This window comes from Klebsiella sp. K5-306 (assembly GCF_051835185.1).
In the GTDB taxonomy this organism is placed as follows: Bacteria; Pseudomonadota; Gammaproteobacteria; order Enterobacterales; family Enterobacteriaceae; genus Klebsiella; species Klebsiella oxytoca.
In genome coordinates this window covers 15,615-40,784 of sequence record NZ_JAIFJY010000018.1, presented here as the reverse complement: position 1 = coordinate 40,784, position 25,170 = coordinate 15,615, and the positions used below count along the sequence as shown (strand labels likewise).

Here is a 25,170-nt window from a genome sequence, read left to right as displayed (position 1 = left end):
AAAGTATTATTTAAACAGCGCGATTTTTTCCATTAATACCTGGGTGACCGCATTATTCGCCGGAATTAAGAATTTGCGCACGCTGTCGTTAACTTTGCCTTTTTCAAAAGTGGTTTTACATTGATCGACCCACTGAACGTTCATTTCAGTACCGACGTTCACTTTGTTGATGCCTTCCGTTACGGCCAGGCGCATATCATCATCGCTGACGCCGGTACCGCCGTGGAGCACTAACGGTACGCCTGTGGCGGCGCTAATCTCTTTCAGCCGCTGATGCTGGATCTGCGCTTTGCCGGTATAGAGGCCATGTACCGTGCCTACGGAGACCGCCAGCATATCCACCTGCGTCTCCTTCACAAAGCGTTTGGCGTCTTCCACCGTGGTGAAACAAATATCTTCTGCGGCAACGGCTTTGCCATCTTCCGAGCCGCCTATCGCCCCCAGCTCGCCTTCTACCGTGATATTCCGCGGGCGCGCCATCTCCACCACGATACGCGTATTGCCGATATTCTCCTCCAGCCCCAGATGGGAGCCGTCATACATCACTGATGAAAATCCGGCATCCATTGCCGTTTCAATGGCGCTGATATCAGAGCAGTGATCCAGATGCAGACAGGTCGGCACGTTTTCACTTTCCGCGAGCGAGCGCACGGCATCCACCAGTAAACGATAGCCGAGATATTCCGCCGTCCCGGTAGAGATTTGAATCATCAATGGGCTATCGCTTATCTGCGCCGCTTTAAAAAAGGCGGGCAGCATTTCAATACAGTGCAAATTAAACGAGCCAATGGCTTTAAAATCTCTTTCCTGCGCAATTTTCAGAATCGCGTTGAAGTTATACAGACTCATGAATATTTTCCCCTTTTGGCTTAGCTGATTTACCGTTTACGAACCATGCCAGTGCGGCAACAAAAACAATGAACAGAGCAACAAATAGCCAGTTATTCTGGAAGGCGTGGCCCAATACCAGACCGGAACTAATGACGTCAGAATCGCTGAAAGTGACGCCGGTAAAGCCGTAGCTTTCCAGCATCGGCACTAAAATGGCGGGCAGAAAGGTAATAAACAGGCCGTGAATGACGCCGCCAATCATCGCTCCGCGCCGGCCGCCCAGCGCGTTGCCAAACACGCCTGCCGTACCGCCGGCAAAGAAGTTGGTTAACAGGCCGGGCAGGATCATCGCCAGACCAAACATCGGGAATACCAGCATGCCGATAATGGAACCGACGGTCGTTGCCAGGAAGCCGACAATCACCGCATTGGGCGCATAGGGGAACAGTACCGGGCAATCCAGCGCGGGTTTTGCGTCCGGGACAATGCGCATGGCGATGCCGCGGAATGCCGGCACCAGCTCGTTAAGCAATAAGCGCACGCCGCTATAGAGAACGAATACCCCCGCCACAAACTGAATAGACTGCATAAAGGCGTACATCAGGTAGTTAATACCACCGGAGAACTGAGCGATATATTCCGGGCCTGCGGCAAGCGCGGGAATGAGGTACATCGGCACCATTACCACCGCCATCGCAAGGTAGGTATCCTGGAGGAACTTAAAGTTATCAGGTAGCTCAAGATCTTCGGTTGAGCGGGAACCTTTCCCGACCACTTTAGCCACCGCCGCCTGCACCAGATAGCCGATGGTGCAGAAGTGCCCCAGCGCCACATCATCGGAACCGGTAATACGTCTGACCACCGGCTGCGCAAGAGCGGGCATCAATACCGCCATTACGCCGCCGAAAATACCGCCGGTTAAAATCAGCGACAGTCCGGTCAGCCCGGCTTTATAGCCTATTACCGCGCCGATGGTCGCCATCCACAGCAGAGCCTGGCCGGTCAGGAAGATATATTTGAGCGGCGTCAGGCGGGCGATAATAATGTTAACGGCAAAAATGACCATCAGGGTCAGCGCCACTTCGGAACCTAATTCACGATTGGCTAACCCGGCGATGGCGGCAACATCAGTAATGTAGCCTTTCATGCCGAATCCCTGGGTGAAGATATCGTTAAGGAACGTTAGCGTGGCGACAATAATGTTGATTCCGGCCATCATTATTAAGAAACCGAGCAGCGTTTTAAAGGTTCCCTCCGCCGTTTTGCCCGCTGATTTTTTTTGTAAAATCAGGCCCAGCATCGCAATAAATGCAATTAATATCGAAGCCTGGCCGAGCAAATCTTTGACGATAAACTCTACAAAGCTATTCATAATCTGCCACCTTCAGGTTACGCTCTTTTAAGAATGCGACGATTTTGGCTTCAACCTCATCTTTGTCCGTCAGTTTATGCAGTACCACCACACGTTTAATTTCCTCCTCACTGGCATCTGCGGTTAATATATCGGCAAAGGTTTTTTGCGTCAGAATCATGTCTGATTTAAACGCCCCGGCTTCGGAAATTGTGGTATGTTCAATTTGCGCCGGAATTTCCAGTTTCTTTAAAACCGCCTTCGCCGTCATTTCGATGGCAAAGCTAGAACCGAGGCCGCAGCCACATACGCAAAGAATTTTCAGCATGTAGGGTCTCCTCAAATAATATTGAGTTGTTTGGCAAGTTTATAATGGTGTCCTTCGGTATCGACCAGACGTTTTTTCATACTGACTAAATCAATCGGAATAGGTTTGTTACTGGAATTAATTATAATGGCTTTATTTTTCATGCCGGACTGAATGCAGCGAACCACTTCGCAGGCCATAATCGTCCCCTGATAGATTTCTTCGCAGGTCGGGTCGCCGCTGCGTAAACCGTAGCCCACGATGGTTTTGCGGATGCGTACGCCAATTTGCGGTTCGAGCTGCTTAATCATGGTATCAATGGCCCCCTGAAAACCGGGAGAATACTCTCTGGTGTAGCCTTCAGAGCAGAGGATCACCACGCTATTTTGCTGTTTTAGCTTGTGCTTCACCCGCTCGGCCAGCGCTTCTAACGGCATCTGTGATTCCGGAATCAGGGCAATATCAGCATTAGATTTAATAGCGGATTGCAACGTTAACTCTCCACAATAGCCTCCTAATATTTCAACCATAAATACCCGACCCGGTAATGCTCTTCCGGTATTTCTTAAGCGGGAAACTTCTTTAATAATCTGCTCGCAGGCCGTAGAAAAACCAATCGTATAATCGCTGCCGTATACATCATTATCGATAGTCATCCCGACGCCAAAGCAGTTAATATCAAATTCACTCAGCGTATTGAGAAACTGCAGGCTGCCGTCGCCGCCGGCCATAATCAGCACATCGATACGCAATGATTTAATTTTTTTAGCTATGGTTTCATATTCACTGCGCAACAGCTTGCGGCTGGTCCGACCGGATGTGATGATCGGAATAGACGTTATGGAGAAATCAACCAGATCGCGCCACGCAACTTCGTGATGATTTTTATCCAATAACCCGGGTATGCCCCCGTTAAAAACGGTGATATCGGCGCTCGCCAGTCTGGCAATCTGAAATATAAAGTTATTAATTCCAGAAACATCGCCACCGCTAATAACAATGCCAATTTTCATTGTCTGCCCCCGCCGTTTTTCCTGCCAACATTTTTCCCCGACTTCAAGGCTGTTATTTGCAATAGAGATCACAATATGTCGATAAATTTAGTCACACCTAATATTGACACCGGGTTTATTATCATGTTTTTTGTGATCAATCTCTCCTTTATAAAAGGCGATCGCCTTAACAATTATTTTTTTATTTTCTTTAAGATCATTAAGTTGCCTGAATGAGCCGTTCTGCGGCCAGCTTGACGGTTTCGACCAATAAACCCGGCGGTAATGAAAAGGCGGAAATGTGATAAATAGCGCATTTTTTTGCGTCGGGAGGGTTCACAGCTCTTAATCTCGCGGTTCAGGCTGTCACGCTCGCGATGGAGAGACCAGATGTTATCCCCTGTAAAATCTGTGGCGATCTTCATCACACTTCAATCAAAACACAGTTTCATTTTTATCTAATGCCGTAGAAAGTACTCAGTGTCTAATAAAAACAGTAGTGTCTAGTGTCTAAATAAAATCGACGCTATTTTCTACTCTACGCGGGGCATTGAGAGATGGCGCTGTCGGCAAAAGAAAAATTATTCCAGAAAATAGTCACCCATTACGCGCAGAAAGCCGCAGGATTCACGGCTCAGGACTGTGCGGATTTTATGCAGGTTAATCGCAGCGTCATTAGTCATTATCTCAATAGACTGTGCGATGACGGTCATCTGCGCAAAGAAAACACCCGTCCGGTACGCTTCTATGTACAGCAAAAAGGCGGGGAAACTACTCAGGCGTCTCGCATAGTGTCGAAAAAACATGACGCCTTTCTGCCGCTGATTGGTGCCCACGGGAGCCTGGCGGAAGCCGTCGCGCTGTGCCGCTCTGCGGTGGACTATCCGGACGGCTTACCTATCCTCTTGTCCGGAGAAAGCGGCGTCGGTAAAAGCCATCTGGCGACGCTGATCTATCAATATGCTATTGAGCGCGGGGCTATCGCGGCGGACAAACCCTTCGTCGAGCTTAACTGCGCGGATTACGCTAACAACCCGGAGCTGCTTTCGGCGACACTTTTCGGCTATACCCGCGGCGCCTTCACCGGAGCTGACCGCGAGAAACGCGGCGCCTTTGATGATGCCGATGGCGGATTTCTGTTTCTTGATGAAGTGCATCGCCTCTCGGCAGAGAATCAGGAAAAGCTGTTTCTGTTTATGGACAAGGGGTATTTCTACCGTCTTGGCGATAATCGCACGCGCCACCCTGCATCGCTGCGGTTCATCTTCGCCACCACGGAAAATATCGACACCGTACTGCTCAATACCTTTCGCCGGCGTATCCCGGTGCGCGTCACGCTACCCAACTATATTTCACGCCCGCTTACCGAACGCGTCGCTCAGGTTAGCCATTTTTTGCATCAGGAAGCGCTCAGCCTGCGGCGCAGTATCCATCTCGATAACCAACTGATGCATCAGCTGGTAACCTCCCCGGTACGCGGCAATATCGGCGAGTTAAAAAACCAGATCAAAGTAATGTGCGCCAGCGCCTGGAGCGATAGTCGCGAGGCCGACGCCATCACGCTACGCGGCCCCATATCCGGCGGTGAGATAATTAGCATTAACGCTAACCCACATGATGATGCGCTGAATATTAGCCATCTACTGCCAAAAGCAATGCGCGACGACGTTATTTTTCGCGACTTTTGCCATAGCGGTAACGTGCTGTTGCTGAATCGCAAAATGGAACAGCGGCTGACGACGTTCGGCGGCGCAGTTGCCGCCGAGTCGCTGTACAGCGGCTATATCTGGCAGAACACCGTTCATGCTCTGAAGGAGCTGGAGAACTTGACCGGCGTCTCCTGTAGCCTGGAGATCCGCAAGGCGGTCTGGCTCTGTCTAAGCTATGCGCTCCATGCTCCGGAAGAGGCGGTCGACCCAGGCGAACTGCAAACGATTTCCGATTATGTTTCCGGAAAGGCGCGCCTGCTGGCCGAGGAGTGCCTGGCTTTACTTAGCAAACATGTCACCCGGCAGCCGCTGCCCCTGCTGCTCCCGCTGCTAAGCTGCGCATTTCACACCCTCGCCGGTGAAGACGATCCGATTCAGGGCATTATCGTTTCCCACGGCCGCGCCACCGCGTCGAGCATTGCCGGGATCGCCAACCAGCTGACCGGCGGCTATTACTTTAAAGCCTTCGACATGGCGAACGCGACCTCTACCCGAGAGATCATCGACCTGCTGATTGCTCACGTTTCGCGCCTCAGGCAAGGAGCCGGGCTGATTATCCTGGTGGACATGGGGTCGCTGAAAGAGATCTATGAAGAGATAAAGCTCCATCTGCATGGCGAACTCCTGGTTATCAATAACGTCAGCACGGCCATGGCGCTGGATATTGCGGGTAAAATTCAGGATAAGCTGTCGATGGAGGCGATTATTGAAAGTGCTAAAGGTGCGTACGAGGTGGAAACGCGCTACTACGCGGGCGTGTTACCGGGCAATAAAATTATTATCTCCTGTATCTCCGGCGAAGGGATCTCCCGCAAGCTAAAAGATATTGTCCAGCGCTTCCTGGCCCAGGAGGAGATCGACATTATTACGATGGAGTATGACGATCTGAAATGGAAAATCGCCCATGCTGACCCGGCGCTAAACGGTACGCGGCTAATCATCACCACGACCGATCTGGAAGCAGGCTATATTCCTCTGCTTAGCGTGGAACAGCTGATTAAAGAAAAGACGCTGGTGTTAAAACGCGACTACTTCAACGGGCTGTTGATGGAAGGCGGTCTGGAGCCCATGATTGATGAAGTGGTTAAACTGTTTACCGTCGAAGGCGTCGCCAGCCGCCTTAACTTCCTCAATCCGGTAGTGATTATTGATGAAGTCGAAGCGGTCATTAAGCAGTATGAATCCTTCTACAAAATCCATTTTGAAAGCTATCTGCGCATCAACCTGTTCATGCACATCGCGCTGATGATCGAACGGGTCATGGTCAACAATGGGGTCCGCCATCGCGAAGAGGCGGAGTTAACGCTGGAACAGCAGGCGTTTGTCGCCGTCCATGACACCTTTTTTCAGGCTCTGAACCGCAAATACAATATCACCCTGCCGCTTACCGAAGTGCTGATGATTTATGAAATTATGGAACCGTGGATTGCCTTTGATCCCGGCCATTAATCCCCCGCCGCCAGCTTCGGCTGGCAAATCTGTCGACACTGCATAAGCTGCCTATTCAACACTGCAAAGAGCGTCCAAAAAAATATTTTTATCCTTTAAAATCATATAAATAAAAACATGGCACGCTGATTGCTAATTCTTTCTCAGACACCTGTAAAGATTAAGGAATACGCAATGCGAGAGATGTACATCGCAACTCACGGCCGCTACGCAGAAGGGATAGTGTCGGCATTAAATCTGCTGATTGGCGACGACCATGGCGTCACGCCCGTTTGCGCCTACTGCGGCGAAATTGGCTCAACCGCAGAGTTAGCAGCCCGTTTTGATGTTATAGCCCAACAGGCTGCCGGTCGCGGCAATGAGCTGGTGCTGTTTACCGATATGCCGGGCGGCAGTGTCAACAATACCGCTGTACAGATGATGGTTAAATATCCCCACGCTCACGTGATCAGCGGCGCTAACCTGATTATGCTGATGGAGTTTTGTATGTCGGAGCACGCTGATACCGCCCAGCGCCTCCAGGACGCATTTGCCGCCGCCAGCGGAGCAATGCAGTACATGAACCAGCTGCCGGAAATCATCACTGCGCGCCAGACGAAACAGCCTCACTCCCAGGATGATATTGACGATTTTTTTGCCGGGGAGGGAAAGCTATGACTATCGCACTCGAAGCGCTTGATACTCGCTACTTCTCACCGCAGCCAGGGCTGGACCGCGCCTGGCTTGACGGCGCCATCGGCGACGTTCTGATCCGCCTCGATGCTATACTGCCGCGCTTTACGGCGACCTTTCCCTCCGCCAGTGCGACACGGGGCCGTTATGAAAGCGTGGAGAAAGTCGACTGGACCGAGGGATTCTGGACCGGCATGCTGTGGCTCGCCTGGGAGGTCACCGGCGATGATAAATATCGGGCGGTGGCGGAAAGCCTGCTCGATAGCTTTGAAGAACGTCTCGATAAGCAGATTAAAGTGGATACCCACGATCTGGGCTTTCTCTATCTCCTCTCCTGCGTTAACGCCTGGAAGCTCACCGGCAACCTGCGCGCTCGCGAACTCGCCCTGCGCGCGGCCGAGCTGCTCTATCGCCGCTTTAACGCCACGGCGGGCGTCATTCAGGCCTGGGGAGATTTAAACGACCCGGCACGCCAGGGGCGAATGATCATCGACTGCAATCTTAATGTTCCGCTGCTGTTTTGGGCCGCCAACGAAACCGGAAATCAACAATGGCGCGAAGCCGCCTGCCGTCATCTGGCACAGGCCGCACGCTATCTGGTACGTGATGATGCTTCTACTTTTCATACGTTCTATATGGATATTCATAATGGTAAGCCGCTACGCGGGGATACCCACCAGGGATTCAGCGATAGCTCTTGCTGGTCGCGCGGCCAGGCGTGGGGAATTTATGGTTTTGCGCTGGGATACACCCACACCGGCGATGCCTGGCAGCCCGAGCTCTCTCGCCGCCTGGCGCACTATTTTCTTAACCGCCTGCCGGAAGATTTTGTCTGCTACTGGGATCTGATTTTCACCGCCAGGGATAACCAGTATCGGGACACTTCCGCAGCGGCGATAGCCGCCTGCGGTCTGGCGGAACTACTGAAGCTGTTACCGCTCACCGACCCGCTGCGCCCGGCCTACAGCAATGCTATCGAACTGATGATGCGCAGTTTACACGAGCGCTACCTTGCCCACACGCAGGACGGCCTGCTGCGCGAAGGCGTTTATAACTTTGGCCGCAATATGGGCATTAACGAACCAAACCTCTGGGGCGATTACTTCTATTTCGAAGCCCTGGTTCGCCTTTCCCGCGTCTGGACACCCTACTTTTGCTAACTGGAGCTACACCATGATTTCTTTAGTACGTATTGACGATCGTCTAATCCACGGACAGGTTGCCGTGGTCTGGACCAAGCATCTGGGCGTGAACCGCATTCTGGTCGCCAATGACCAGATCGTGAATAACGAAGTGCAAAAAATGTCGCTGCGCATGGCGGCTCCTGATACCGCAAAATGCGCCATCATGGCGGTAAAGGATGCAGGGGATGTGCTTAACGACCCGCGTTCGGACGCAATGAAAATTATGGTGATCGTCAACAACGCCGCCGACGCCCGTCGACTCGTCGAACAGGTTCCGGGAATAAAAACGTTAAATGTCGCTAACTTTGGGCGCATCACCGACAATCTGGCGGCGAAAAAGCGCATCAGCGATACCGTCTACGTGACGCCGGAAGATGTGGCGGATTTCCACGCCATCGCCAACCGCGGCATTGCCGTTGAATATCAGGTCCTGCCTTCTCATCCGGTAAAAAACCTGATTGAGATGCTGGGCAACGCCGCCAGCTAAGCGAGGTCGCTATGTTAACGTCTGCACTCCTTGTCGCGCTGGTGATGTATATCGCCAAGTTCGCGGATCACACCCTGGGACAACCGCTCATCGAAAGGCCGCTGATCTGCGGCGCGATGGTAGGACTGGTGCTGGGGGATTTTCAACAGGGCATTATTATCGGCGCCACGCTGGAACTCATTTTTCTGGGCACTATCACTATCGGCGGCTCCGTTCCCGCAGATCTGGCTGTGGGTTCAGTCCTGGCGACGGCCTTTACCATTCTTACTCACGCGGAACCAGCGGTGGCCGTCGCGCTGGCGCTGCCCATCAGCCTGCTGGCGGTTTTCGTCTATCAGGTACTAAAGCTGGTTTATACCGGACTGGTTGAAAAATATGACGCCTTACTGGAAGAAGGCCGCGACCGTGCGGCGCTGGGTATCACTTTCGGCATGACCCTGTTTTACGGCGTGCCGTTTGCGGTACTGGCGTTCTTCGGCATTCTGTTTGGCACCGACGTCATTCGCAGTCTGGTCGAAAGTATCCCGGATACGGTGATGCGTGGAATGACTGCCGTTGGCGGCATTCTCCCGGCGCTGGGCTTCGCAATTTTGCTCAAAGCATTATGGAACAAGAATATCGCCGCCTTCTTCTTTATCGGTTTTGCGATGGCGGCCTATCTGCAGCTACCGATTATGGGCATTGCCATTATCGCGGCCTCGGTAGCGGTCTATCTGTGCTTTAACGAATTTAATCAGCTTAAAGCCAATAAACAGGCGGCAACCGCTGCCCCAGCGTCAGTTGATGATAAGGATGGGTTTTTCAATGACTGATATCCAACACAGCGCGCTCAGCGCACAAAATGACAGCAAAGGCGAAAAAAAGATGTTCCGTCAGCTGTTCTTCCGCCAGTTCCAGCTGCTGGGCTCCATGAACTTTACCCGCATGGAGGGGCTGAGCTACGGCTGGATCCTTGCGCCGCTGCTGAAAAAAATCTATACCGGCAATCCACACGGCTATATTGAGTCGTTAAAACGTAACAGCCAGTTTTTTAATACCAACCAGCATCTGGCTCCTTTTATTATGGGCCTGACGCTGTCGATGGAGAAAGAGAACGCAGCCAATCCGAACTTTGATACTTCCAGTATTAACGGCATCAAAGTGGCGCTGATGGGACCCTTCGCTGGCGTCGGGGATTCCTTCTTTTATGGCGTACTGCGTATTATCGCCACCGGGATTGCCATCGGTCTGGCATCGCAAGGGAATCCGTTGGGACCGCTGCTGTTCCTGCTGATTTACAATATTCCCAGCTATCTGCTGCGCTATTACGGCGGCGTCATGGGCTACCGTTTAGGCTCTAAATATATCGCCGAAGCGACGCAGTCAGGGTTGCTGAGCTGTATAACGAAAGCCTCATCAATTATGGGTTTGATGATGGTGGGAGCGATGAGCGCCAGCATGGTGAAGTTTACCACCACCTTTAAAACCACCATCGCCGGCCAACCCTTTGTACTGCAAGAGATCCTCGACAAAATTTGCGTCGGATTGATTCCTCTGCTTTTAGTTCTGGGCTGCCTGAAGCTTCTGAATAAAAAAGTTAGCCCCAATAAAGTATTAATTATGCTGATTGTCTTCGGTTTTGCCGCTGCGGGTATTGGCATAATTTAACGCATCCCCTGGCTCCCTTTAATAAAAGGGAGCCGTCTTATTACTCGTGATGAGTATCGACGCAAATAAAAAATCAGTCAGTGTCGAATTAAGGCTCAACACATAAAAACAACTTCATGTATTTTAAGAACTTTATATTCTGGCACAGCAATTGCTATTTAATAAGTGTCTTTTATTTCTCTCCAGAAATTATGGCACTTATTAAATCCTACAGGAATAAAAATGAAAAAATCACGCACGCTTTGTATCGCCATACCGCTGTCCTGCTTTACGCTAAATGCAATTGCCGCAGCAACCTGGGTTGATAATCGCTACGCTCACACGACGGCCTCTGAGAAAAACCAGTATAAAATTGGCCTGGGTCATATATTTGATAATGGCGCAGGCGTTCTGGCTTCCGCAATGTACGACCTCGGGCAAGACTTTAATCAAATGAAAAGCTCATTTCAGGAGTTTGAAGGCTGGTATCCGCTACCGCTTAATGAAAAATGGACGCTGACCCCTGGCGGATTAACCGATATTGATAATAAAGGAACAAAACTGGCTCCTTATATCAGTCTCGACTATAAAATCAGTAAAACATTGAGTTTCAGCAGCCGCTATCGCTATAACCATATGACCCATAAAGATCGCGATTATAATGGCTATATGGATTATAACGACAGCCATCAGCTCGACCTGTTCCTTAATTACCAGGCGACCGAAAAACTGTGGCTCCAGCTCAACCCTGAGTTCTTCGTCAACGCTAACGACTTCAATGCCTCTAACGGGCAGAAAACCCACTGGGAGCCAAGCATTGTGGCGCGCTACCGCGTCGATAAACACTGGCTTCCCTATGCAGAAGTGGCCTGGCTCGATCAGGATCAGAATCACGACGATCAGGTACGATTCCGCCTCGGCATTCGCTATTACTTCGATTAAAGGATGCAAGGGCAACAGCTATTGTGCCCGCATTTCTGCCGGGCGGCGCCTGACGCACCGCCCGGCCAATGATAAGCACAATCTCCATAGCTGATGCACATCCGCAGGCCACAAAAAGACAAAAAAAGCGCCCCCTGGGCGCTCTTTCGACAGTAGCTTTAAGCTTATTTATTCAGTTCAGCGGTCATGTGCACGCGGTTACCGGTAAACGCTTCGGTAATTTTGTAAGACGACGCGCCTGCGGCCTGGGCCTGAGCGGCGATTTTCGCTTCCGCACCGTCCATCGTTGCTGCGGTAGCGGTGACCGTTGCCGCAGCAAAAGAACCAAAAGAAGCGGCCAGAGCGATAACAGCGACAAAAGTTTTGATGCTTTTCATGAGATAAACCCTTTACGTTAGTTGTTTTAATAAGGCGACGTGCCTTGATGTGATAAATAGTAGCCCTCACATCGTCAAACAAAAAGCGGAAGGATTTGCTGTTATCATTCAAAAAAATTGACTTAATTTTAACCTGCAATTAACCGCTGCGGATGCGTGTACACGGTTGCCCTACCCAGCTTGCAGAAGCCCACCAGCGTCAGGTTACAGCGCTCAGCAACTTCAACCGCCAGCGTGGTCGCGGCAGAGACCGCAAAAAGAATTTCCACCCCGCACATCGCCGCCTTCTGCACCATTTCATAGCTGGCGCGGCTGGAGACGAGCGCCGCACCGTTTTGCCAGGCGCCATCATCTTCCGCGCGGTGTCCGAGGAGTTTGTCCAGCGCCACGTGGCGGCCAACGTCTTCGTGGCCGCCCGCGAGCTCGCCGGAAAGCGTTACCCAAGCCGCCGCGTGCGTGCAGCCGGTAAGGCAGCCTATCGGCTGAAAATCCCGCAGATGCGCCAGCGCGCGATCGAGGTTCGCCAGATCGAACGTCTGGGTAAAAGGCAGAGGCTGCACGGGCTTACCGATATCGTTGAGTTGTTCCACGCCGCATACGCCACAGCCGGTGCGGCCGGCTAGCGCGCGACGGCGCTCTTTCAATCCCATAAATCGGCGGCTGGAGAGCTCAATTTGCACTTCCAGGCCGTTACAGGCCTGAACGACGTCGATGCCATAAATCTCGCGCCGGTTCTCTATAATCCCTTCGGATAAGGAAAAGCCGACGGCGAACTGCGCCAGGTCTTTCGGCGTCGCCATCATCACCACGTGCGAGATGCCGTTATAAACCAGCGCAACGGGTACCTCTTCAGCTAACTCGTCTGGCTGAGGATGTTGCAAATTTGGGCGCTTCCAGAGCGATACCTGGCGATAACCTGTGATATCGGTCACATTTTCGATTTGTTCAAGAGGCTTCTTGTTCACTTTGTCTTAACCGTATTGGAACAGGCATACACACAATGTGGTATTCTGTTTATATCCCTCCGGGAACGAGGGAAATTACCCCCAATTCTGAACCTTTGCGGCCCTTACCGCAAAGCAAATAACTATACGTGACAATGTCGAAACAAGGAGCGAACCATGCAGGTCAGCAGAAGGCAGTTCTTTAAGATCTGCGCTGGCGGTATGGCAGGAACCACGGCAGCGGCGCTGGGCTTTGCGCCCGGTTTAGCGCTAGCGGAAACACGGCAGTACAAGCTGCTGCGCACCCGCGAAACCCGTAACACCTGCACTTACTGTTCCGTTGGCTGTGGGCTGTTAATGTACAGCCTCGGCGACGGCGCAAAAAATGCCAAAGCGTCTATCTTCCATATCGAAGGTGATCCGGACCATCCGGTCAACCGTGGTGCGCTCTGCCCTAAAGGGGCCGGTCTGGTAGACTTTATCCACTCCGAAAGTCGCCTGAAATTTCCAGAATATCGCGCGCCAGGCTCTGATAAATGGCAGCAAATCAGCTGGGATGAAGCATTCGACCGTATCGCTAAGCTGATGAAAGAAGACCGCGACGCCAACTTTGTCGCGCAGAATAGCGAAGGCACCACCGTCAACCGCTGGCTGACCACCGGTATGCTGTGCGCCTCCGCCTCCAGTAACGAAACCGGTTATTTAACCCAGAAATTTACCCGCGCGCTCGGTATGCTCGCGGTCGACAACCAGGCGCGCGTCTGACACGGACCAACGGTAGCAAGTCTTGCTCCAACATTTGGTCGCGGTGCGATGACCAACCACTGGGTCGACATAAAGAACGCCAATCTTATCGTGGTGATGGGCGGCAACGCCGCTGAAGCTCACCCGGTTGGGTTCCGCTGGGCGATGGAAGCCAAGATCCACAATGGCGCGAAGCTGATTGTGATCGATCCGCGCTTTACGCGTACCGCGTCGGTGGCTGATTTCTATACCCCAATTCGTTCCGGTACTGACATTACCTTCCTGTCAGGCGTCATCCTGTACCTGTTGAACAATGAAAAGATTAACCGTGAATATACCGAAGCCTATACCAACGCCAGCCTGATCGTGCGTGAAGATTATAGCTTTGAAGACGGTTTATTCAGCGGCTATGACGCCGAAGCCCGCAAGTACGACAAAACGTCCTGGAACTATGAGCTGGATGAAAACGGCTTTGCTAAACGCGATACCACGCTGCAGCATCCGCGCTGCGTCTGGAATTTGCTGAAGCAGCACGTTTCCCGCTATACGCCAGAAGTTGTCGAAAATATCTGCGGGACGCCAAAAGCGGACTTCCTGAAAGTCTGCGAGTACATTGCGGAAACCAGCGCTCCTGATAAAACCGCGTCTTTCCTGTACGCACTGGGCTGGACGCAGCACTCCATCGGCGCGCAGAACATTCGCACCATGGCGATGATCCAGCTGCTGCTCGGTAATATGGGCATGGCGGGCGGCGGCGTAAACGCCCTGCGCGGCCACTCCAATATTCAGGGTCTCACCGACTTAGGATTGCTGTCGCAGAGCCTGCCTGGCTATATGACGCTGCCGAGCGAGAAACAGACTGACCTGCAAACCTACCTCGCCGCCAATACGCCGAAACCGCTGTTGAAGGATCAGGTGAACTACTGGGGTAACTACCCGAAATTCTTCGTCTCGATGATGAAGGCCTTCTTTGGCGATAAAGCAACGGCGGAAAACAGCTGGGGCTTTGACTGGCTGCCGAAGTGGGACAAGGGCTACGACGTCCTGCAATACTTCGAGATGATGAATCAGGGTAAAGTGAATGGCTATATCTGCCAGGGCTTTAACCCGGTAGCCTCGTTCCCGAACAAAAACAAGGTTGTTGCGTCGCTGTCGAAACTGAAGTTCCTGGTGACCATCGATCCGCTCAACACCGAAACCTCCACTTTCTGGCAAAACCACGGGGAGTCGAACGACGTCGATCCGGCGAAAATCCAGACCGAAGTGTTCCGCCTGCCGTCCACCTGCTTCGCCGAAGAGAACGGTTCCATCGTTAACTCCGGCCGCTGGCTGCAGTGGCACTGGAAAGGCGCTGACGCCCCGGGGATTGCGGCCACCGACGGTGAAATCCTCGCCGGTATCTTCTTACGCCTGCGCAAGATGTACGCCGAACAGGGCGGACCGGCGCCGGAACCGGTGCTGAACATGACGTGGAACTACGCCACGCCGCATGAACCGGCATCGGAAGAAGTGGCGATGGAGAGCAACGGCAAGGCGCTGGCTGACATCACCGACCCGGCAACCGGTGCTGTGATCGTCAAGAAAGGCCAGCAGCTCAGTTCGTTTGCGCAGCTGCGTGACGACGGCACGACCTCCAGCGGCTGCTGGATCTTCGCCGGCAGCTGGACGCCTGACGGCAACCAGATGGCCCGTCGCGATAACGCCGATCCATCTGGCCTTGGCAATACCCTCGGCTGGGCATGGGCGTGGCCGCTTAACCGCCGTATCCTGTATAACCGCGCCTCCGCTGACCCGCAGGGTAAACCGTGGGATCCGAAGCGTCAGCTCCTGAAATGGGACGGCGCGAAGTGGGGCGGCGTGGATATTCCAGACTACAGCGCCGCGGCGCCGGACAGCGATGTCGGGCCGTTTATCATGCAGCCGGAAGGGATGGGACGTCTGTTCGCTATCGATAAGATGGCGGAGGGGCCGTTCCCGGAACACTACGAGCCGTTTGAAACGCCGCTGGGCACTAACCCGCTGCACCCGAATGTCGTCTCTAACCCGGCCGCTCGCGTCTTTAAAGGCGACCTTGAGCAGATGGGCAAAGCGGAAAAATTCCCTTACGTCGGTACCACTTACCGTCTGACCGAGCACTTCCACTACTGGACCAAGCACGCGCTTCTCAACGCCATCGCGCAGCCGGAGCAGTTTGTGGAGATCGGCGAGAAGCTAGCGAACAAGCTCGGCATCGCCCATGGCGATACCGTGAAGGTCTCCTCTAACCGCGGCTATATTAAAGCCAAGGCGGTGGTGACCAAGCGTATTCGCACGCTGAAAGCGGACGGCAAGGATATCGATACTATCGGTATTCCGATTCACTGGGGCTACGAAGGCGTGGCGAAGAAAGGGTTTATCGCCAATACCCTGACGCCGTTTGTCGGGGATGCGAACACGCAGACGCCGGAGTTCAAGGCTTTCCTCGTGAACGTGGAAAAGGCGTAACGGAGACGAATTATGGCTTATCAATCGCAAGACATTATCCGTCGTTCCGCGACTAACGGCTTCACCCCCGCGCCGCACGCGCGGGACCATCAGGAAGAGGTGGCGAAGCTTATCGACGTCACGACCTGTATCGGCTGTAAAGCCTGTCAGGTGGCCTGCTCCGAGTGGAACGACATTCGTGATGAAGTGGGTCATAACGTCGGGGTGTACGATAACCCCGCCGATCTGACCGCCAAATCCTGGACCGTGATGCGCTTCTCGGAAGTGGAGCAGAACGACAAACTGGAGTGGCTCATCCGTAAGGATGGCTGTATGCACTGCGCCGATCCGGGCTGCCTGAAGGCCTGCCCGGCGGAAGGGGCAATCATTCAGTATGCCAACGGCATCGTCGACTTCCAGTCTGAGCAGTGCATCGGCTGCGGCTACTGCATTGCTGGCTGCCCGTTCAACGTGCCGCGTCTGAATCCGGAAGACAACCGCGTCTATAAATGTACGCTGTGCGTGGACCGCGTTAACGTTGGCCAGGAACCGGCCTGCGTGAAAACCTGCCCGACCGGTGCTATCCACTTTGGCTCCAAAGAGGATATGAAAACGCTGGCAGGCGAGCGCGTCGCCGAGCTGAAAACCCGCGGTTATGACAACGCAGGTCTGTACGATCCGGCAGGCGTTGGCGGCACGCACGTGATGTACGTGCTGCACCACGCCGACAAGCCGAATCTCTATCACGGCCTGCCGGAAAATCCGGAAATCAGCGCTACCGTGAAGTTCTGGAAAGGGATCTGGAAACCGCTGGCCGCGGTCGGATTTGCGGCCACCTTCGCCGCCAGCATCTTCCACTACGTCGGCGTCGGTCCGAACCGCGCGGAAGAGGAAGAGGACAATCTGGATGAAGAGAAAGACGAGGTGCGCAAATGAAAAGACGTGACACCATCGTGCGCTACACCGCGCCGGAGCGAATCAACCATTGGGTCACCGCCTTCTGTTTCGTGCTGGCGGCGGTGAGCGGGCTGGGCTTTTTCTTCCCGTCCTTCAACTGGCTGATGCAAATCATGGGCACACCGCAGCTGGCGCGCATTCTGCACCCGTTTGTGGGCGTGATCATGTTTGCCTCGTTCATCATCATGTTCTTCCGCTACTGGCACCACAACCTGATCAACCGGGACGATATTTTCTGGGCGAAGAATATTCGCAAGATTGTCGTCAACGAGGAAGTGGGCGATACCGGACGCTATAACTTCGGCCAGAAATGCGTGTTCTGGGCGGCGATTATCTTGCTGGTGCTGCTGCTGGTCAGCGGGGTGATTATCTGGCGTCCGTACTTTGCGCCGGCGTTCTCCATCCCGGTTATCCGCTTCGCGCTGATGCTGCACTCCTTCTCTGCGGTGGCGCTGATTGTGGTGATCATGGTGCATATTTACGCCGCGCTGTGGGTGAAGGGCACGATAACCGCGATGGTGGAAGGCTGGGTCACGAAGACCTGGGCGAAGAAGCATCATCCGCGCTGGTATCGTGAAGTCCGCGAAAAGCAGGATAAGCGCCAGTCGTAAGCGTGCGCTTTGCTGGTCTTATAAATGGCGTCGTATATCGACGCCATTTTTTTGCGGATACCGTTCGCTTTTGCCGCCTCCAGCCATCATGCACCGCAGGCGGGATTGGCACTGTAAACTCATGGGGCAGGATGGCTAATCCTAACGGCGCATAGTCTGGGGTATCGATATCAGGTATCGTAGCGCACACATTGCGATGTCATGGGTATATCCCGTATGCCGATTACGGTTATCATTAATGACATCACCAGAGCGGGCGCATGATGCCCGCCAAATCACAGAGCGGACGCGACCATCGCCGAATCTGCTGAAACCAGGAAGTGACTGAATGAGCATTCGTATCATCCCGCAAGATGAGCTGGAAAAGAGCGAGAAACGCGCGACGGATATGATTCCACCGTTGTTGTTTCCTCGACTCAAAAATTTATATAACCGTCGTGCCGAGCGCCTGCGCGAACTGGCTGAAAATAATCCGCTGGGGGATTATCTGCGCTTTGCTGCGCTTATCGCCCACGCGCAGGAAGTGGTGCTGTACGATCATCCCCTGCAGATGGATCTCACCGCACGCATTAAAGAAGCGAACGATCAGGGCAAACCGCCGCTCGATATTCACGTTTTACCGCGCGACAAGCACTGGCACAAGCTACTGCATTCGCTGATTGCCGAACTGAAGCCAGAGATGAGCGGCCCGGCGCTGGCGGTTATCGAGAATCTGGAAAAAGCGTCAGAGCAAGAGCTGGAACTGATGGCAAGCGCGCTATTTGTCTCCGATTTTGCCTCCGTTAGCAGCGATAAAGCACCGTTTATTTGGGCCGCGCTATCGCTCTATTGGGCGCAGATGGCCAGCCTGATACCCGGTAAAGCTCGCGCCGAATACGGTGAGCAGCGTCAATTCTGCCCGGTTTGCGGCTCGATGCCGGTCTCCAGCATAGTGCAAATTGGCACCACTCAGGGCCTGCGCTATTTGCACTGCAACCTGTGTGAAACCGAGTGGCACGTGGTGCGCGTGAAATGCAGCAACTGCGAACAGACGCGCGATCTGCACTACTGGTCTTTAGACAACGAGCAGGCGGCCATTAAAGCCGAAAGCTGCGGCGACTGTGGTACCTACCTGAAGATTCTTTATCAGGAAAAGGATCCCAAAGTAGAAGCCGTGGCCGACGACCTCGCCTCACTGGTGCTGGACGCACGGATGGAACAAGAGGGCTTTGCCCGCAGCTCCATCAACCCGTTCCTGTTCCCGGGAGAGGGGGAGTAACGGCGGGCAGCATGTCGGGCAGCCTCTTCTGCTGCCCGACTTACAAATGATAAGGCGTAATCACTCCCGGTATGCCGGCAAAACTTTTGCTTTGCGCGTGACCAGTTCATAACGATCTATTTGCGCTGTTGCCAGTACGATGGCATCCGGCAGCTTTATCCCATACTACTCCCTGCGATTGCTGCTTCGTCCAGCAATGGGTTTCACTTTTGCGAGCCGCTTTCCAGAATCACTTCCCAACGAAAATCCCCGGTTTTCTTTTGCTCACAATCAGGCTATAAACCTGTATATCCAAACAGGTTAAGGGAATAAAAATGGCGCTTGAAAAGGGTATTGCAATACAGGTGCGGGAGTTTATCGAGGCGGGTCGACCCTCATCGCGCGATCAGAGTATTGATGACCGGAGACGCGGCTATATCGCCAGCACGGTACTGGCTGGGGAGCAAGAAAAGCGCGTTCAGGTAGAAGATATCGAGCTCGAAGGCATGACATTTCGCATTGTCTCCCCCCTCAACGCCTCAGGCGCTCTCCCTGCGGTCATCTATTTTCACGGCGGCTGCTTTATCAGCGGTAGTTTCGCCACGCATGACCATCAACTCCGTCAGTTGGCTTACCACAGCGGCTGCCGGGTTATCGCCGTGCAATACCGGCTGGCGCCGGAGCACGCTTTTCCCGCTGCCCATGACGATGCGGAAAAAGGCGCACTGATTATTCACCGCCACGCGCCGCAGTTAGGCATCGACGTTTCGCGTATTACGCTTGCGGGCGACAGCGCCGGGGGTCATCTGGCCTTGGTCACCGCTCTGCGGCTGAAAACCACCCGGGCATGGCAACCCGCGCAGCTTGTTTTGATTTACCCGATGCTGGATGCCACCGCCAGTATGAAGAGCTATATCGATAACGGTAAAGATTACATTATCACCGAAGACACTCTGCTCAGCGGCTATGAAATGTACCTTTCGTCGACGACACTCCACCACCCGGAAGCCAGCCCGCTATGGCGTAAAGACTTTAACGGCTTACCGCCGGTGCATATTCTGACGGCAGAATACGATCCTTTGCGTGATGAAGGCGAAGCGCTTTACCAGCGCCTGCTTGAACAGGGCGTAGAGTGCACCTGTCAGCGCTATCTCGGAGTGATTCACGGCTTCTTCCAGCTGGGCGGTATCAGCCCAGCGGCAGCCAGCGCGATGAGAGATATTGCCTGGCGGGTAAAATCGCCGGGCCAGTAGATAAGCGTAAAGGGAGGCTACTCCTCTTCGTTGCCACCCTCTTCATAAGAGCCGAACGGCTTCGCAGGAAGCACGATATAGATACCCTCAAAAACCGCGCCGAGCCGATCGTCACCGAATAGCTCAACCTGCAGCTGAACGCGCGCTTTGCGCCCACGCGCCAGGCGATCGAGATCGCCGCTTAATGAGCCGAGATCGGCAACAGCGCTGGGGCGTCCGCTAATGGGCTGACTGTAACGAATATGAGCATCTGCGAGAATAATTGTGCCGCCAAGATGCCGCTCGCGCAGCATCAGCCAGATAAGCCCCCAGCCGGTTAACGTTGCCTGCGAAAACAGGCTGCCGGCAAACAGCGTATGGTGGGGATTCTGGTTACCAGCTTCCGGCATAGTGGTGATAAACTTTTGCCCGGTATACTGCTGAATGCGCACGCCCATTTTTTCACTAAGAGGGATGTGCTGATACCAGGCCTGCTGCAGCTGAGCGCACCAGTCGCCGCGATGTAAAATATCGTCCAGCGAGGCTATTGGCTTAATCATCAAAAAATGACGAATCGGCGTGGTGGTCGGCGTCGTGATTTCACCCTGGTTCACAAACCCGAGCTTGGCAAAGAATTCTACCGCGTCTTCACGGGCGCTACAGGTCACGCGCTTAACGCCTTCCTGACGGGCGACGGACTCCAGCGTCATCGCCATCAGGGTTCCCAGCCCCTTATCCTGTACTGACGGATGTACGGCCATAAAACGGATCGAGGCTTCGTTTTCCGCGTTCACATACAGTCGCCCAACGGCAACCAGATTACCCTCTTCATCGACCACCATTTGATGGTGCGCCATCGCATCCCATGCATCGCGCTCGGACCCTTTCGGCTGATGCAGCGGCTTACGCAGCATCTCCCAGCGGAACTGATAGTAGCTCTCTAACTCTTCTTCTGTTTGCGGTACGCGAAGGTGATACATAGCTGTACTCTCTTTTGTTACCCGCAGCCTGCCCGGAAGCTGGCTCATACCTGCAACCAAAAGGTCACAGGACCATCATTCACCAGAGAAACCTGCATATCGGCAGCAAATCTCCCGGTCTGCGTATTCATTTTCTGCTGGCGGCAGCGCTCAACGAAATACTCGTACAGCGCTTCCGCTTTATCCGGTGCCGCGCCTTTAGAAAATCCAGGACGCATCCCGCGCTCGGTATCCGCTGCCAGCGTAAACTGTGAAACCACCAGCACGCTGCCGCCAGCCTGCTGCACATTAAGATTCATTTTGCCTTCAGCATCGCTAAAAATACGGTATCCCAGCACGCGTTCGCACAGGCGATTCGCCTTTTGCTCATCATCGTCTCTCTCGACGCCTAACAGCACCAGAAGCCCGGGACCGATTTCGCCCGTCACTTCATCCTCCACGGTAACGCTAGCTCGGGATACGCGTTGAATTAATGCAATCATGATTGTTCTGTTTCTTCTTTTTTCAGTTTGCGGTATTCACCGAGAGTGACAGTAATTTCAGCGCCAAGCAAGACGATACACCACGTCCAGTACACCCAGACGAACAAAATGGGTACCACGGCAAGCACGCCATAAATCAGCTGATAGGACGGGAACGCAGTGATATATAAAGCAAAAGCTTTCTTCCCCGCCTCAAAGAGCAGCGCCGCAACCAGGGAACCGATTATCGCATCGCGGTTACGGACCTCGGCCGTCGGCACAATGCTGTATAGCAGCCAGAATGCCACCCACGATAAAATGAGCGGAAAAATACGCAGCACATCGTCAATCACGCTATTCAGATCGCTGGCCCAGCGTAACGACAGGAGATAGGAGCTGATCGCAAGGCTGGCCCCCGCCAGCAGCGGCCCCAGCGTGAGGATCATCCAATAGACGGCAAAGGAGTAGGTTTTTGGCCGGGTTCGGGTGCTGCGCCAGATAGTATTCAATGCGCTATCAATGGAATACATCAGCAGCAGCGATGTCACAATCAGGCCGAAAGCGCCCACGGCGGTCATCCGACTGGAGTTGGCGACAAACTGCTCGATATAGCCCTGAATCACATCGCCGGTGGTCGGAATAAAATTGGCAAAAATAAAGTGTCGAATCTGGATACTGACATCAGAAAACATCGGAAAGGCCGCAAACAGCGCAAATATAACGGCGATAAGCGGCACCAGGGAGAGTAACGACACATAGGCCAGGTTTCCCGCCAGGGTCGTCATATGATCTTCATCAATACGCCGCCATAGCAGCTTCAGCCAGGCCACCAGCGGCCGCAGATGGCGCGCTGTTTTTTGATGAACGGTTTTTAGCATAGCTGCTTCGCAAAGTAGTTCGGTATCGTCTCCTTTCCGGTCACCAGAATTGACGTGATACCTAACTGATCAGCGCCGGCAATATTATCCGCGTTATCATCGAAGAAAACCGTATCCTCTGCGGAGAAACCTTCCGATTCGAGCACGCTCTGGTAGATCCGCGCTTCGGGTTTACGCATCCCCATCTCCTGGGAGAGATAGATATGGTCAGCCACGGCGCGTATTTCTGGATATTCATCCGGCCAGAAGGTGGTATGCAAACGGTTAGTATTGGACAGGACCACGACTCGATGCCCCTGCTCGCGTAATTTTTGCATAATTGCCGTCACCTCCGGTCGCAGGGCGACGAAAACCGCCTGCCAGCCGTGGGAGAACTGCTCGTAGCTAAGCGGCATGTTCATTTCGTGGCACATCGCCGCCGCAAAATCCTCATCGCTAATTTCGCCGCGCTCGTGCTGATGGAACGCTTCACCCATAGTGAAATGCTGCTTCAGCGTCGCAAGAGGGATCCGCGTTAAATCGCTCCACGTCCCGAGCACCCGGTTGAAGTCAATATCGACAATCACATTACCTAAATCAAAGATATAGAGCATGGCCCTCTCCTTTTGCACCGTGGAAAATTAACTGTAGCGGGAAAGGGGGAGTTTGACTATGGGTGGCAGGGCTTTGTACAAAAAAGAAACCCTGCCATTGAGGCAGGGTTCAGATAGCGAAAAGAAGCGTTAATTACTCTTCTTTCGCGCCGCGCATTGCGCGTTTACGGTCGTTCTCGGTCAGATGACGTTTACGGATACGAACGGAAGTAGGGGTAACTTCAACCAGTTCGTCGTCATCGATGAACTCCAGAGCCTGCTCCAGGGTCATCTTAACCGGCGGAACCAGAACCGTTGCTTCGTCAGTACCGGACGCACGCATGTTGGTCAGTTTCTTACCAGTCAGGCAGTTTACCGTCAGGTCGTTAGAACGGCTGTGAATACCGATGATCTGGCCTTCGTAAACTTCTGCGCCGTGGCCCAGGAACAGCTTACCGCGATCCTGCAGGCTGAACAGCGCAAACGCCACCGCTTTACCCTGACCGTTGGAGATCAGAACGCCGTTCTGACGCTGACCCACATCACCCGCACGAACGTCATCGTAGTGGCTGAAGGTGGAGTACAGCAGACCGGTACCGGAGGTCATGGTCATGAATTCTGAACGGAAGCCGATCAGACCACGGCTTGGGATCACGTAGTCGAGACGTACGCGGCCTTTGCCATCTGGATTCATGTTTTTCAGGTCGCCTTTACGCTCACCCAGCGCCTGCATAACAGACCCCTGGTGCTGCTCTTCGACGTCCAGCGTCACGTTCTCGAACGGCTCTTGCTTACGGCCGTCGATTTCGCGGAAGATAACTTTCGGACGGGAAACCGCCATTTCGAAACCTTCACGACGCATGTTTTCGATAAGAACGGACAGGTGCAGTTCACCACGGCCAGAAACGCGGAATGCGTCTGCATCCGGAGTTTCTTCAACGCGCAGCGCCACGTTGTGCACCAGCTCTTTGTTCAGGCGGTCAAGGATCTGACGAGAGGTAACGTACTTACCTTCTTTACCGCAGAACGGAGAGGTGTTAACGCAGAAGAACATGGAAACGGTCGGCTCATCGACGGACAGCGCCGGCAGCGCTTCAACATTCTGCGTATCGCAGATGGTGTCAGAGATGTTCAGCTCGCCCAGACCGGTGATCGCGATGATATCGCCCGCTTCAGCGATGTCGCTCTCGATACGCTCCAGACCCAGATGGGTCAGAACTTTACCGACTTTACCATTACGGGTTTTGCCTTCGCTATCAACGATAGTGACCTGCTGGTTCGGCTTCACTTTACCGCGCTTGATGCGGCCGATGCCGATGACGCCAACGTAGTTGTTGTAGTCCAGCTGGGAGATTTGCATCTGCAGCGGGCCATCAAGGTCAACGTTCGGTGCCGGTACGCGATCGACGATAGTCTGATACAGCGGAGTCATATCCTCAGCCATATCTTCGTGATCCAGACCCGCGATACCGTTCAGCGCGGAAGCGTAAACGATAGGGAAGTCCAGCTGTTCGTCGGTAGCATCAAGGTTAACGAACAGGTCGAATACCTGATCGACAACCCAGTCAGGGCGCGCGCCAGGACGGTCAACTTTGTTGATAACAACAATCGGCTTCAGACCGTGGGCAAAAGCTTTCTTGGTGACGAAGCGCGTCTGCGGCATCGGACCATCAAAGGCATCAACCACCAGCAGCACAGAATCTACCATGGACATGACACGTTCAACTTCACCACCGAAGTCGGCGTGCCCAGGGGTATCAACGATGTTGATACGGTAATCATTCCATTTGATAGCAGTGTTTTTAGCGAGGATGGTAATCCCACGCTCTTTCTCCAAATCGTTGGAGTCCATCACTCGTTCTTGTGCTTCAGTACGCGCGTCGAACGTACCAGATTGCTGTAGCAGCTTATCAACCAGGGTAGTTTTACCATGGTCAACGTGCGCGATGATGGCGATATTACGCAGATTTTCGATCACAACTTTGCCTCAGGCATTAGAAATAGCGCGTTATTGTACACGGATTAATCGCAGTACAAAACAGGATCACAAACATCCTCCGCAAACAAGTATTGCAGAGATTCTTTGTGATCGCTTTCACGGAGCATTAAAAGGGTTATTCGAGTCCAATTTCACCAAATAAGTGCCCAATGTTCACACAAATGC

Annotated in this window: 24 protein-coding genes and 1 pseudogene; 12 read left to right on the top strand and 13 right to left on the bottom strand. The window is 53.4% G+C overall.

Features of this window, described 5'->3' with window-relative positions; genetic code table 11:
- Positions 1–6: 6 nt before the first annotated feature.
- From K2184_RS23245 to K2184_RS23225, 5 genes are all read right to left on the bottom strand, one after another.
- Positions 7–849, bottom strand: a complete 843-nt coding sequence (locus K2184_RS23245) for a class II fructose-bisphosphate aldolase (protein ID WP_004107433.1) — start codon at positions 847–849, stop codon at positions 7–9.
- Positions 836–2,203, bottom strand: a complete 1,368-nt coding sequence (locus tag K2184_RS23240; protein ID WP_004107430.1) for a PTS sugar transporter subunit IIC — start codon at positions 2,201–2,203, stop codon at positions 836–838. Before K2184_RS23240 ends, K2184_RS23245 begins: the two co-directional genes overlap by 14 nt.
- A complete protein-coding gene (locus K2184_RS23235) occupies positions 2,196–2,510 on the bottom strand; it encodes a PTS sugar transporter subunit IIB (RefSeq protein WP_004107427.1) in 315 nt (104 codons plus the stop codon). The genes K2184_RS23240 and K2184_RS23235 overlap by 8 nt, the downstream gene beginning before the upstream one ends.
- 11 nt (positions 2,511–2,521) lie before the next feature.
- Positions 2,522–3,502, bottom strand: a complete 981-nt coding sequence (locus tag K2184_RS23230; protein WP_004116804.1) for a 6-phosphofructokinase — start codon at positions 3,500–3,502, stop codon at positions 2,522–2,524.
- A gap of 173 nt (positions 3,503–3,675) precedes the next feature.
- Positions 3,676–3,906, bottom strand: a complete 231-nt coding sequence (locus K2184_RS23225) for a hypothetical protein (protein ID WP_157776753.1) — start codon at positions 3,904–3,906, stop codon at positions 3,676–3,678.
- 132 nt (positions 3,907–4,038) lie between these two features.
- On the opposite strand from K2184_RS23225, the gene K2184_RS23220 reads away from it, so the two are divergent.
- The 7 genes from K2184_RS23220 to K2184_RS23190 all read left to right on the top strand — a co-directional run bounded on the left by K2184_RS23220 (position 4,039) and on the right by K2184_RS23190 (position 11,550).
- Positions 4,039–6,639, top strand: coding sequence for a sigma 54-interacting transcriptional regulator (locus tag K2184_RS23220; protein WP_163525536.1), 2,601 nt, complete (start codon positions 4,039–4,041; stop codon positions 6,637–6,639).
- A 174-nt stretch (positions 6,640–6,813) separates the two neighbouring features.
- The gene (locus tag K2184_RS23215) at positions 6,814–7,296 is read left to right on the top strand and encodes a PTS sugar transporter subunit IIA (RefSeq protein ID WP_004107410.1); all 483 of its coding nucleotides are present in this window, start codon (positions 6,814–6,816) and stop codon (positions 7,294–7,296) included.
- Positions 7,293–8,471 (top strand): glycoside hydrolase family 88 protein, encoded by a 1,179-nt coding sequence (locus K2184_RS23210; protein WP_032729182.1) that lies wholly within the window; start codon positions 7,293–7,295, stop codon positions 8,469–8,471. Before K2184_RS23215 ends, K2184_RS23210 begins: the two co-directional genes overlap by 4 nt.
- A gap of 13 nt (positions 8,472–8,484) precedes the next feature.
- Positions 8,485–8,982: a PTS system mannose/fructose/N-acetylgalactosamine-transporter subunit IIB gene (locus K2184_RS23205; protein ID WP_004116798.1), complete on the top strand. Its 498-nt coding sequence runs from the start codon at positions 8,485–8,487 to the stop codon at positions 8,980–8,982.
- A gap of 11 nt (positions 8,983–8,993) precedes the next feature.
- Entirely contained in the window at positions 8,994–9,794 is an 801-nt protein-coding gene (locus K2184_RS23200; protein ID WP_004116796.1) for a PTS mannose/fructose/sorbose/N-acetylgalactosamine transporter subunit IIC, read from the top strand.
- Positions 9,787–10,629 (top strand): PTS system mannose/fructose/sorbose family transporter subunit IID, encoded by an 843-nt coding sequence (locus K2184_RS23195; RefSeq protein WP_004107400.1) that lies wholly within the window; start codon positions 9,787–9,789, stop codon positions 10,627–10,629. The genes K2184_RS23200 and K2184_RS23195 overlap by 8 nt, the downstream gene beginning before the upstream one ends.
- Before the next feature lie 222 nt (positions 10,630–10,851).
- Positions 10,852–11,550: an oligogalacturonate-specific porin KdgM family protein gene (locus tag K2184_RS23190; RefSeq protein WP_004107397.1), complete on the top strand. Its 699-nt coding sequence runs from the start codon at positions 10,852–10,854 to the stop codon at positions 11,548–11,550.
- A 164-nt stretch (positions 11,551–11,714) separates the two neighbouring features.
- Here the strand turns inward: K2184_RS23190 and K2184_RS23185 are convergent, their stop codons facing one another.
- Both K2184_RS23185 and fdhD read right to left on the bottom strand, forming a co-directional pair.
- Positions 11,715–11,927, bottom strand: coding sequence for a YdgH/BhsA/McbA-like domain containing protein (locus tag K2184_RS23185; RefSeq protein ID WP_163525534.1), 213 nt, complete (start codon positions 11,925–11,927; stop codon positions 11,715–11,717).
- A gap of 128 nt (positions 11,928–12,055) precedes the next feature.
- Entirely contained in the window at positions 12,056–12,892 is an 837-nt protein-coding gene (gene fdhD / locus K2184_RS23180; protein WP_163525532.1) for a formate dehydrogenase accessory sulfurtransferase FdhD, read from the bottom strand.
- Positions 12,893–13,048: 156 nt separating this feature from the next.
- Between fdhD and fdnG the strand changes: the two genes are divergently transcribed.
- From fdnG to fdhE, 4 genes are all read left to right on the top strand, one after another.
- Positions 13,049–16,099: a formate dehydrogenase-N subunit alpha gene (fdnG, locus tag K2184_RS23175; protein ID WP_094298909.1), complete on the top strand. Its 3,051-nt coding sequence runs from the start codon at positions 13,049–13,051 to the stop codon at positions 16,097–16,099.
- Positions 16,100–16,111: 12 nt separating this feature from the next.
- Entirely contained in the window at positions 16,112–17,014 is a 903-nt protein-coding gene (fdxH, locus tag K2184_RS23170; RefSeq protein WP_004107383.1) for a formate dehydrogenase subunit beta, read from the top strand.
- Positions 17,011–17,646 (top strand): formate dehydrogenase cytochrome b556 subunit, encoded by a 636-nt coding sequence (fdoI, locus tag K2184_RS23165; RefSeq protein ID WP_004116787.1) that lies wholly within the window; start codon positions 17,011–17,013, stop codon positions 17,644–17,646. The genes fdxH and fdoI overlap by 4 nt, the downstream gene beginning before the upstream one ends.
- 328 nt (positions 17,647–17,974) lie before the next feature.
- Complete coding sequence (fdhE, locus tag K2184_RS23160) at positions 17,975–18,904, top strand: formate dehydrogenase accessory protein FdhE (RefSeq protein WP_004116785.1); 930 nt, start codon at positions 17,975–17,977, stop codon at positions 18,902–18,904.
- Between the two features lie 40 nt (positions 18,905–18,944).
- On the opposite strand, the pseudogene K2184_RS23155 reads toward fdhE, so the two are convergent.
- Positions 18,945–19,069 (bottom strand): annotated as a pseudogene (locus K2184_RS23155) (VapC toxin family PIN domain ribonuclease); the annotation flags it as partial.
- 149 nt (positions 19,070–19,218) lie between these two features.
- Between K2184_RS23155 and K2184_RS23150 the strand changes: the two are divergent.
- Positions 19,219–20,136 carry an alpha/beta hydrolase gene (locus tag K2184_RS23150; RefSeq protein WP_004116784.1) on the top strand — a complete coding sequence of 306 codons (918 nt, stop codon included), beginning with the start codon at positions 19,219–19,221 and terminating at the stop codon, positions 20,134–20,136.
- A gap of 17 nt (positions 20,137–20,153) precedes the next feature.
- On the opposite strand, the gene fabY is transcribed toward K2184_RS23150, so the two are convergent.
- The 5 genes from fabY to typA all read right to left on the bottom strand — a co-directional run bounded on the left by fabY (position 20,154) and on the right by typA (position 24,984).
- On the bottom strand, positions 20,154–21,095 hold the full coding sequence (fabY, locus tag K2184_RS23145) for a fatty acid biosynthesis protein FabY (protein WP_004107372.1): 942 nt from the start codon (positions 21,093–21,095) through the stop codon (positions 20,154–20,156).
- 44 nt (positions 21,096–21,139) lie between these two features.
- Positions 21,140–21,577 carry a D-aminoacyl-tRNA deacylase gene (dtd, locus tag K2184_RS23140; protein ID WP_004107369.1) on the bottom strand — a complete coding sequence of 146 codons (438 nt, stop codon included), beginning with the start codon at positions 21,575–21,577 and terminating at the stop codon, positions 21,140–21,142.
- Entirely contained in the window at positions 21,574–22,434 is an 861-nt protein-coding gene (locus tag K2184_RS23135; protein ID WP_004107366.1) for a virulence factor BrkB family protein, read from the bottom strand. The genes dtd and K2184_RS23135 overlap by 4 nt, the downstream gene beginning before the upstream one ends.
- Positions 22,428–23,027 carry a glucose-1-phosphatase gene (yihX, locus tag K2184_RS23130; protein WP_004107358.1) on the bottom strand — a complete coding sequence of 200 codons (600 nt, stop codon included), beginning with the start codon at positions 23,025–23,027 and terminating at the stop codon, positions 22,428–22,430. The genes K2184_RS23135 and yihX overlap by 7 nt, the downstream gene beginning before the upstream one ends.
- Before the next feature lie 133 nt (positions 23,028–23,160).
- Positions 23,161–24,984, bottom strand: coding sequence for a ribosome-dependent GTPase TypA (typA, locus tag K2184_RS23125; protein ID WP_004107356.1), 1,824 nt, complete (start codon positions 24,982–24,984; stop codon positions 23,161–23,163).
- Between the last annotated feature and the right edge of the window lie 186 nt (positions 24,985–25,170).

What these genes read in the sequence shown, in the direction of transcription:
- K2184_RS23200 (WP_004116796.1), top strand. Translation starts at nt 8,994, where the DNA reads ATGTTAACGTCTGCACTCCTTGTCGCGCTGGTGATGTATATCGCCAAG.
- K2184_RS23220 (WP_163525536.1), top strand. Translation starts at nt 4,039, where the DNA reads ATGGCGCTGTCGGCAAAAGAAAAATTATTCCAGAAAATAGTCACCCAT.
- fdoI (WP_004116787.1), top strand. Translation starts at nt 17,011, where the DNA reads ATGAAAAGACGTGACACCATCGTGCGCTACACCGCGCCGGAGCGAATC.
- fdxH (WP_004107383.1), top strand. Translation starts at nt 16,112, where the DNA reads ATGGCTTATCAATCGCAAGACATTATCCGTCGTTCCGCGACTAACGGC.
- K2184_RS23135 (WP_004107366.1), bottom strand. Translation starts at nt 22,434, where the DNA reads ATGCTAAAAACCGTTCATCAAAAAACAGCGCGCCATCTGCGGCCGCTG.
- K2184_RS23150 (WP_004116784.1), top strand. Translation starts at nt 19,219, where the DNA reads ATGGCGCTTGAAAAGGGTATTGCAATACAGGTGCGGGAGTTTATCGAG.
- K2184_RS23245 (WP_004107433.1), bottom strand. Translation starts at nt 849, where the DNA reads ATGAGTCTGTATAACTTCAACGCGATTCTGAAAATTGCGCAGGAAAGA.
- K2184_RS23225 (WP_157776753.1), bottom strand. Translation starts at nt 3,906, where the DNA reads ATGAAGATCGCCACAGATTTTACAGGGGATAACATCTGGTCTCTCCAT.
- K2184_RS23230 (WP_004116804.1), bottom strand. Translation starts at nt 3,502, where the DNA reads ATGAAAATTGGCATTGTTATTAGCGGTGGCGATGTTTCTGGAATTAAT.
- K2184_RS23185 (WP_163525534.1), bottom strand. Translation starts at nt 11,927, where the DNA reads ATGAAAAGCATCAAAACTTTTGTCGCTGTTATCGCTCTGGCCGCTTCT.
- dtd (WP_004107369.1), bottom strand. Translation starts at nt 21,577, where the DNA reads ATGATTGCATTAATTCAACGCGTATCCCGAGCTAGCGTTACCGTGGAG.
- K2184_RS23215 (WP_004107410.1), top strand. Translation starts at nt 6,814, where the DNA reads ATGCGAGAGATGTACATCGCAACTCACGGCCGCTACGCAGAAGGGATA.
- K2184_RS23235 (WP_004107427.1), bottom strand. Translation starts at nt 2,510, where the DNA reads ATGCTGAAAATTCTTTGCGTATGTGGCTGCGGCCTCGGTTCTAGCTTT.
- K2184_RS23240 (WP_004107430.1), bottom strand. Translation starts at nt 2,203, where the DNA reads ATGAATAGCTTTGTAGAGTTTATCGTCAAAGATTTGCTCGGCCAGGCT.
- K2184_RS23190 (WP_004107397.1), top strand. Translation starts at nt 10,852, where the DNA reads ATGAAAAAATCACGCACGCTTTGTATCGCCATACCGCTGTCCTGCTTT.
- fdhE (WP_004116785.1), top strand. Translation starts at nt 17,975, where the DNA reads ATGAGCATTCGTATCATCCCGCAAGATGAGCTGGAAAAGAGCGAGAAA.
- K2184_RS23205 (WP_004116798.1), top strand. Translation starts at nt 8,485, where the DNA reads ATGATTTCTTTAGTACGTATTGACGATCGTCTAATCCACGGACAGGTT.
- K2184_RS23195 (WP_004107400.1), top strand. Translation starts at nt 9,787, where the DNA reads ATGACTGATATCCAACACAGCGCGCTCAGCGCACAAAATGACAGCAAA.
- K2184_RS23210 (WP_032729182.1), top strand. Translation starts at nt 7,293, where the DNA reads ATGACTATCGCACTCGAAGCGCTTGATACTCGCTACTTCTCACCGCAG.
- yihX (WP_004107358.1), bottom strand. Translation starts at nt 23,027, where the DNA reads ATGCTCTATATCTTTGATTTAGGTAATGTGATTGTCGATATTGACTTC.
- fabY (WP_004107372.1), bottom strand. Translation starts at nt 21,095, where the DNA reads ATGTATCACCTTCGCGTACCGCAAACAGAAGAAGAGTTAGAGAGCTAC.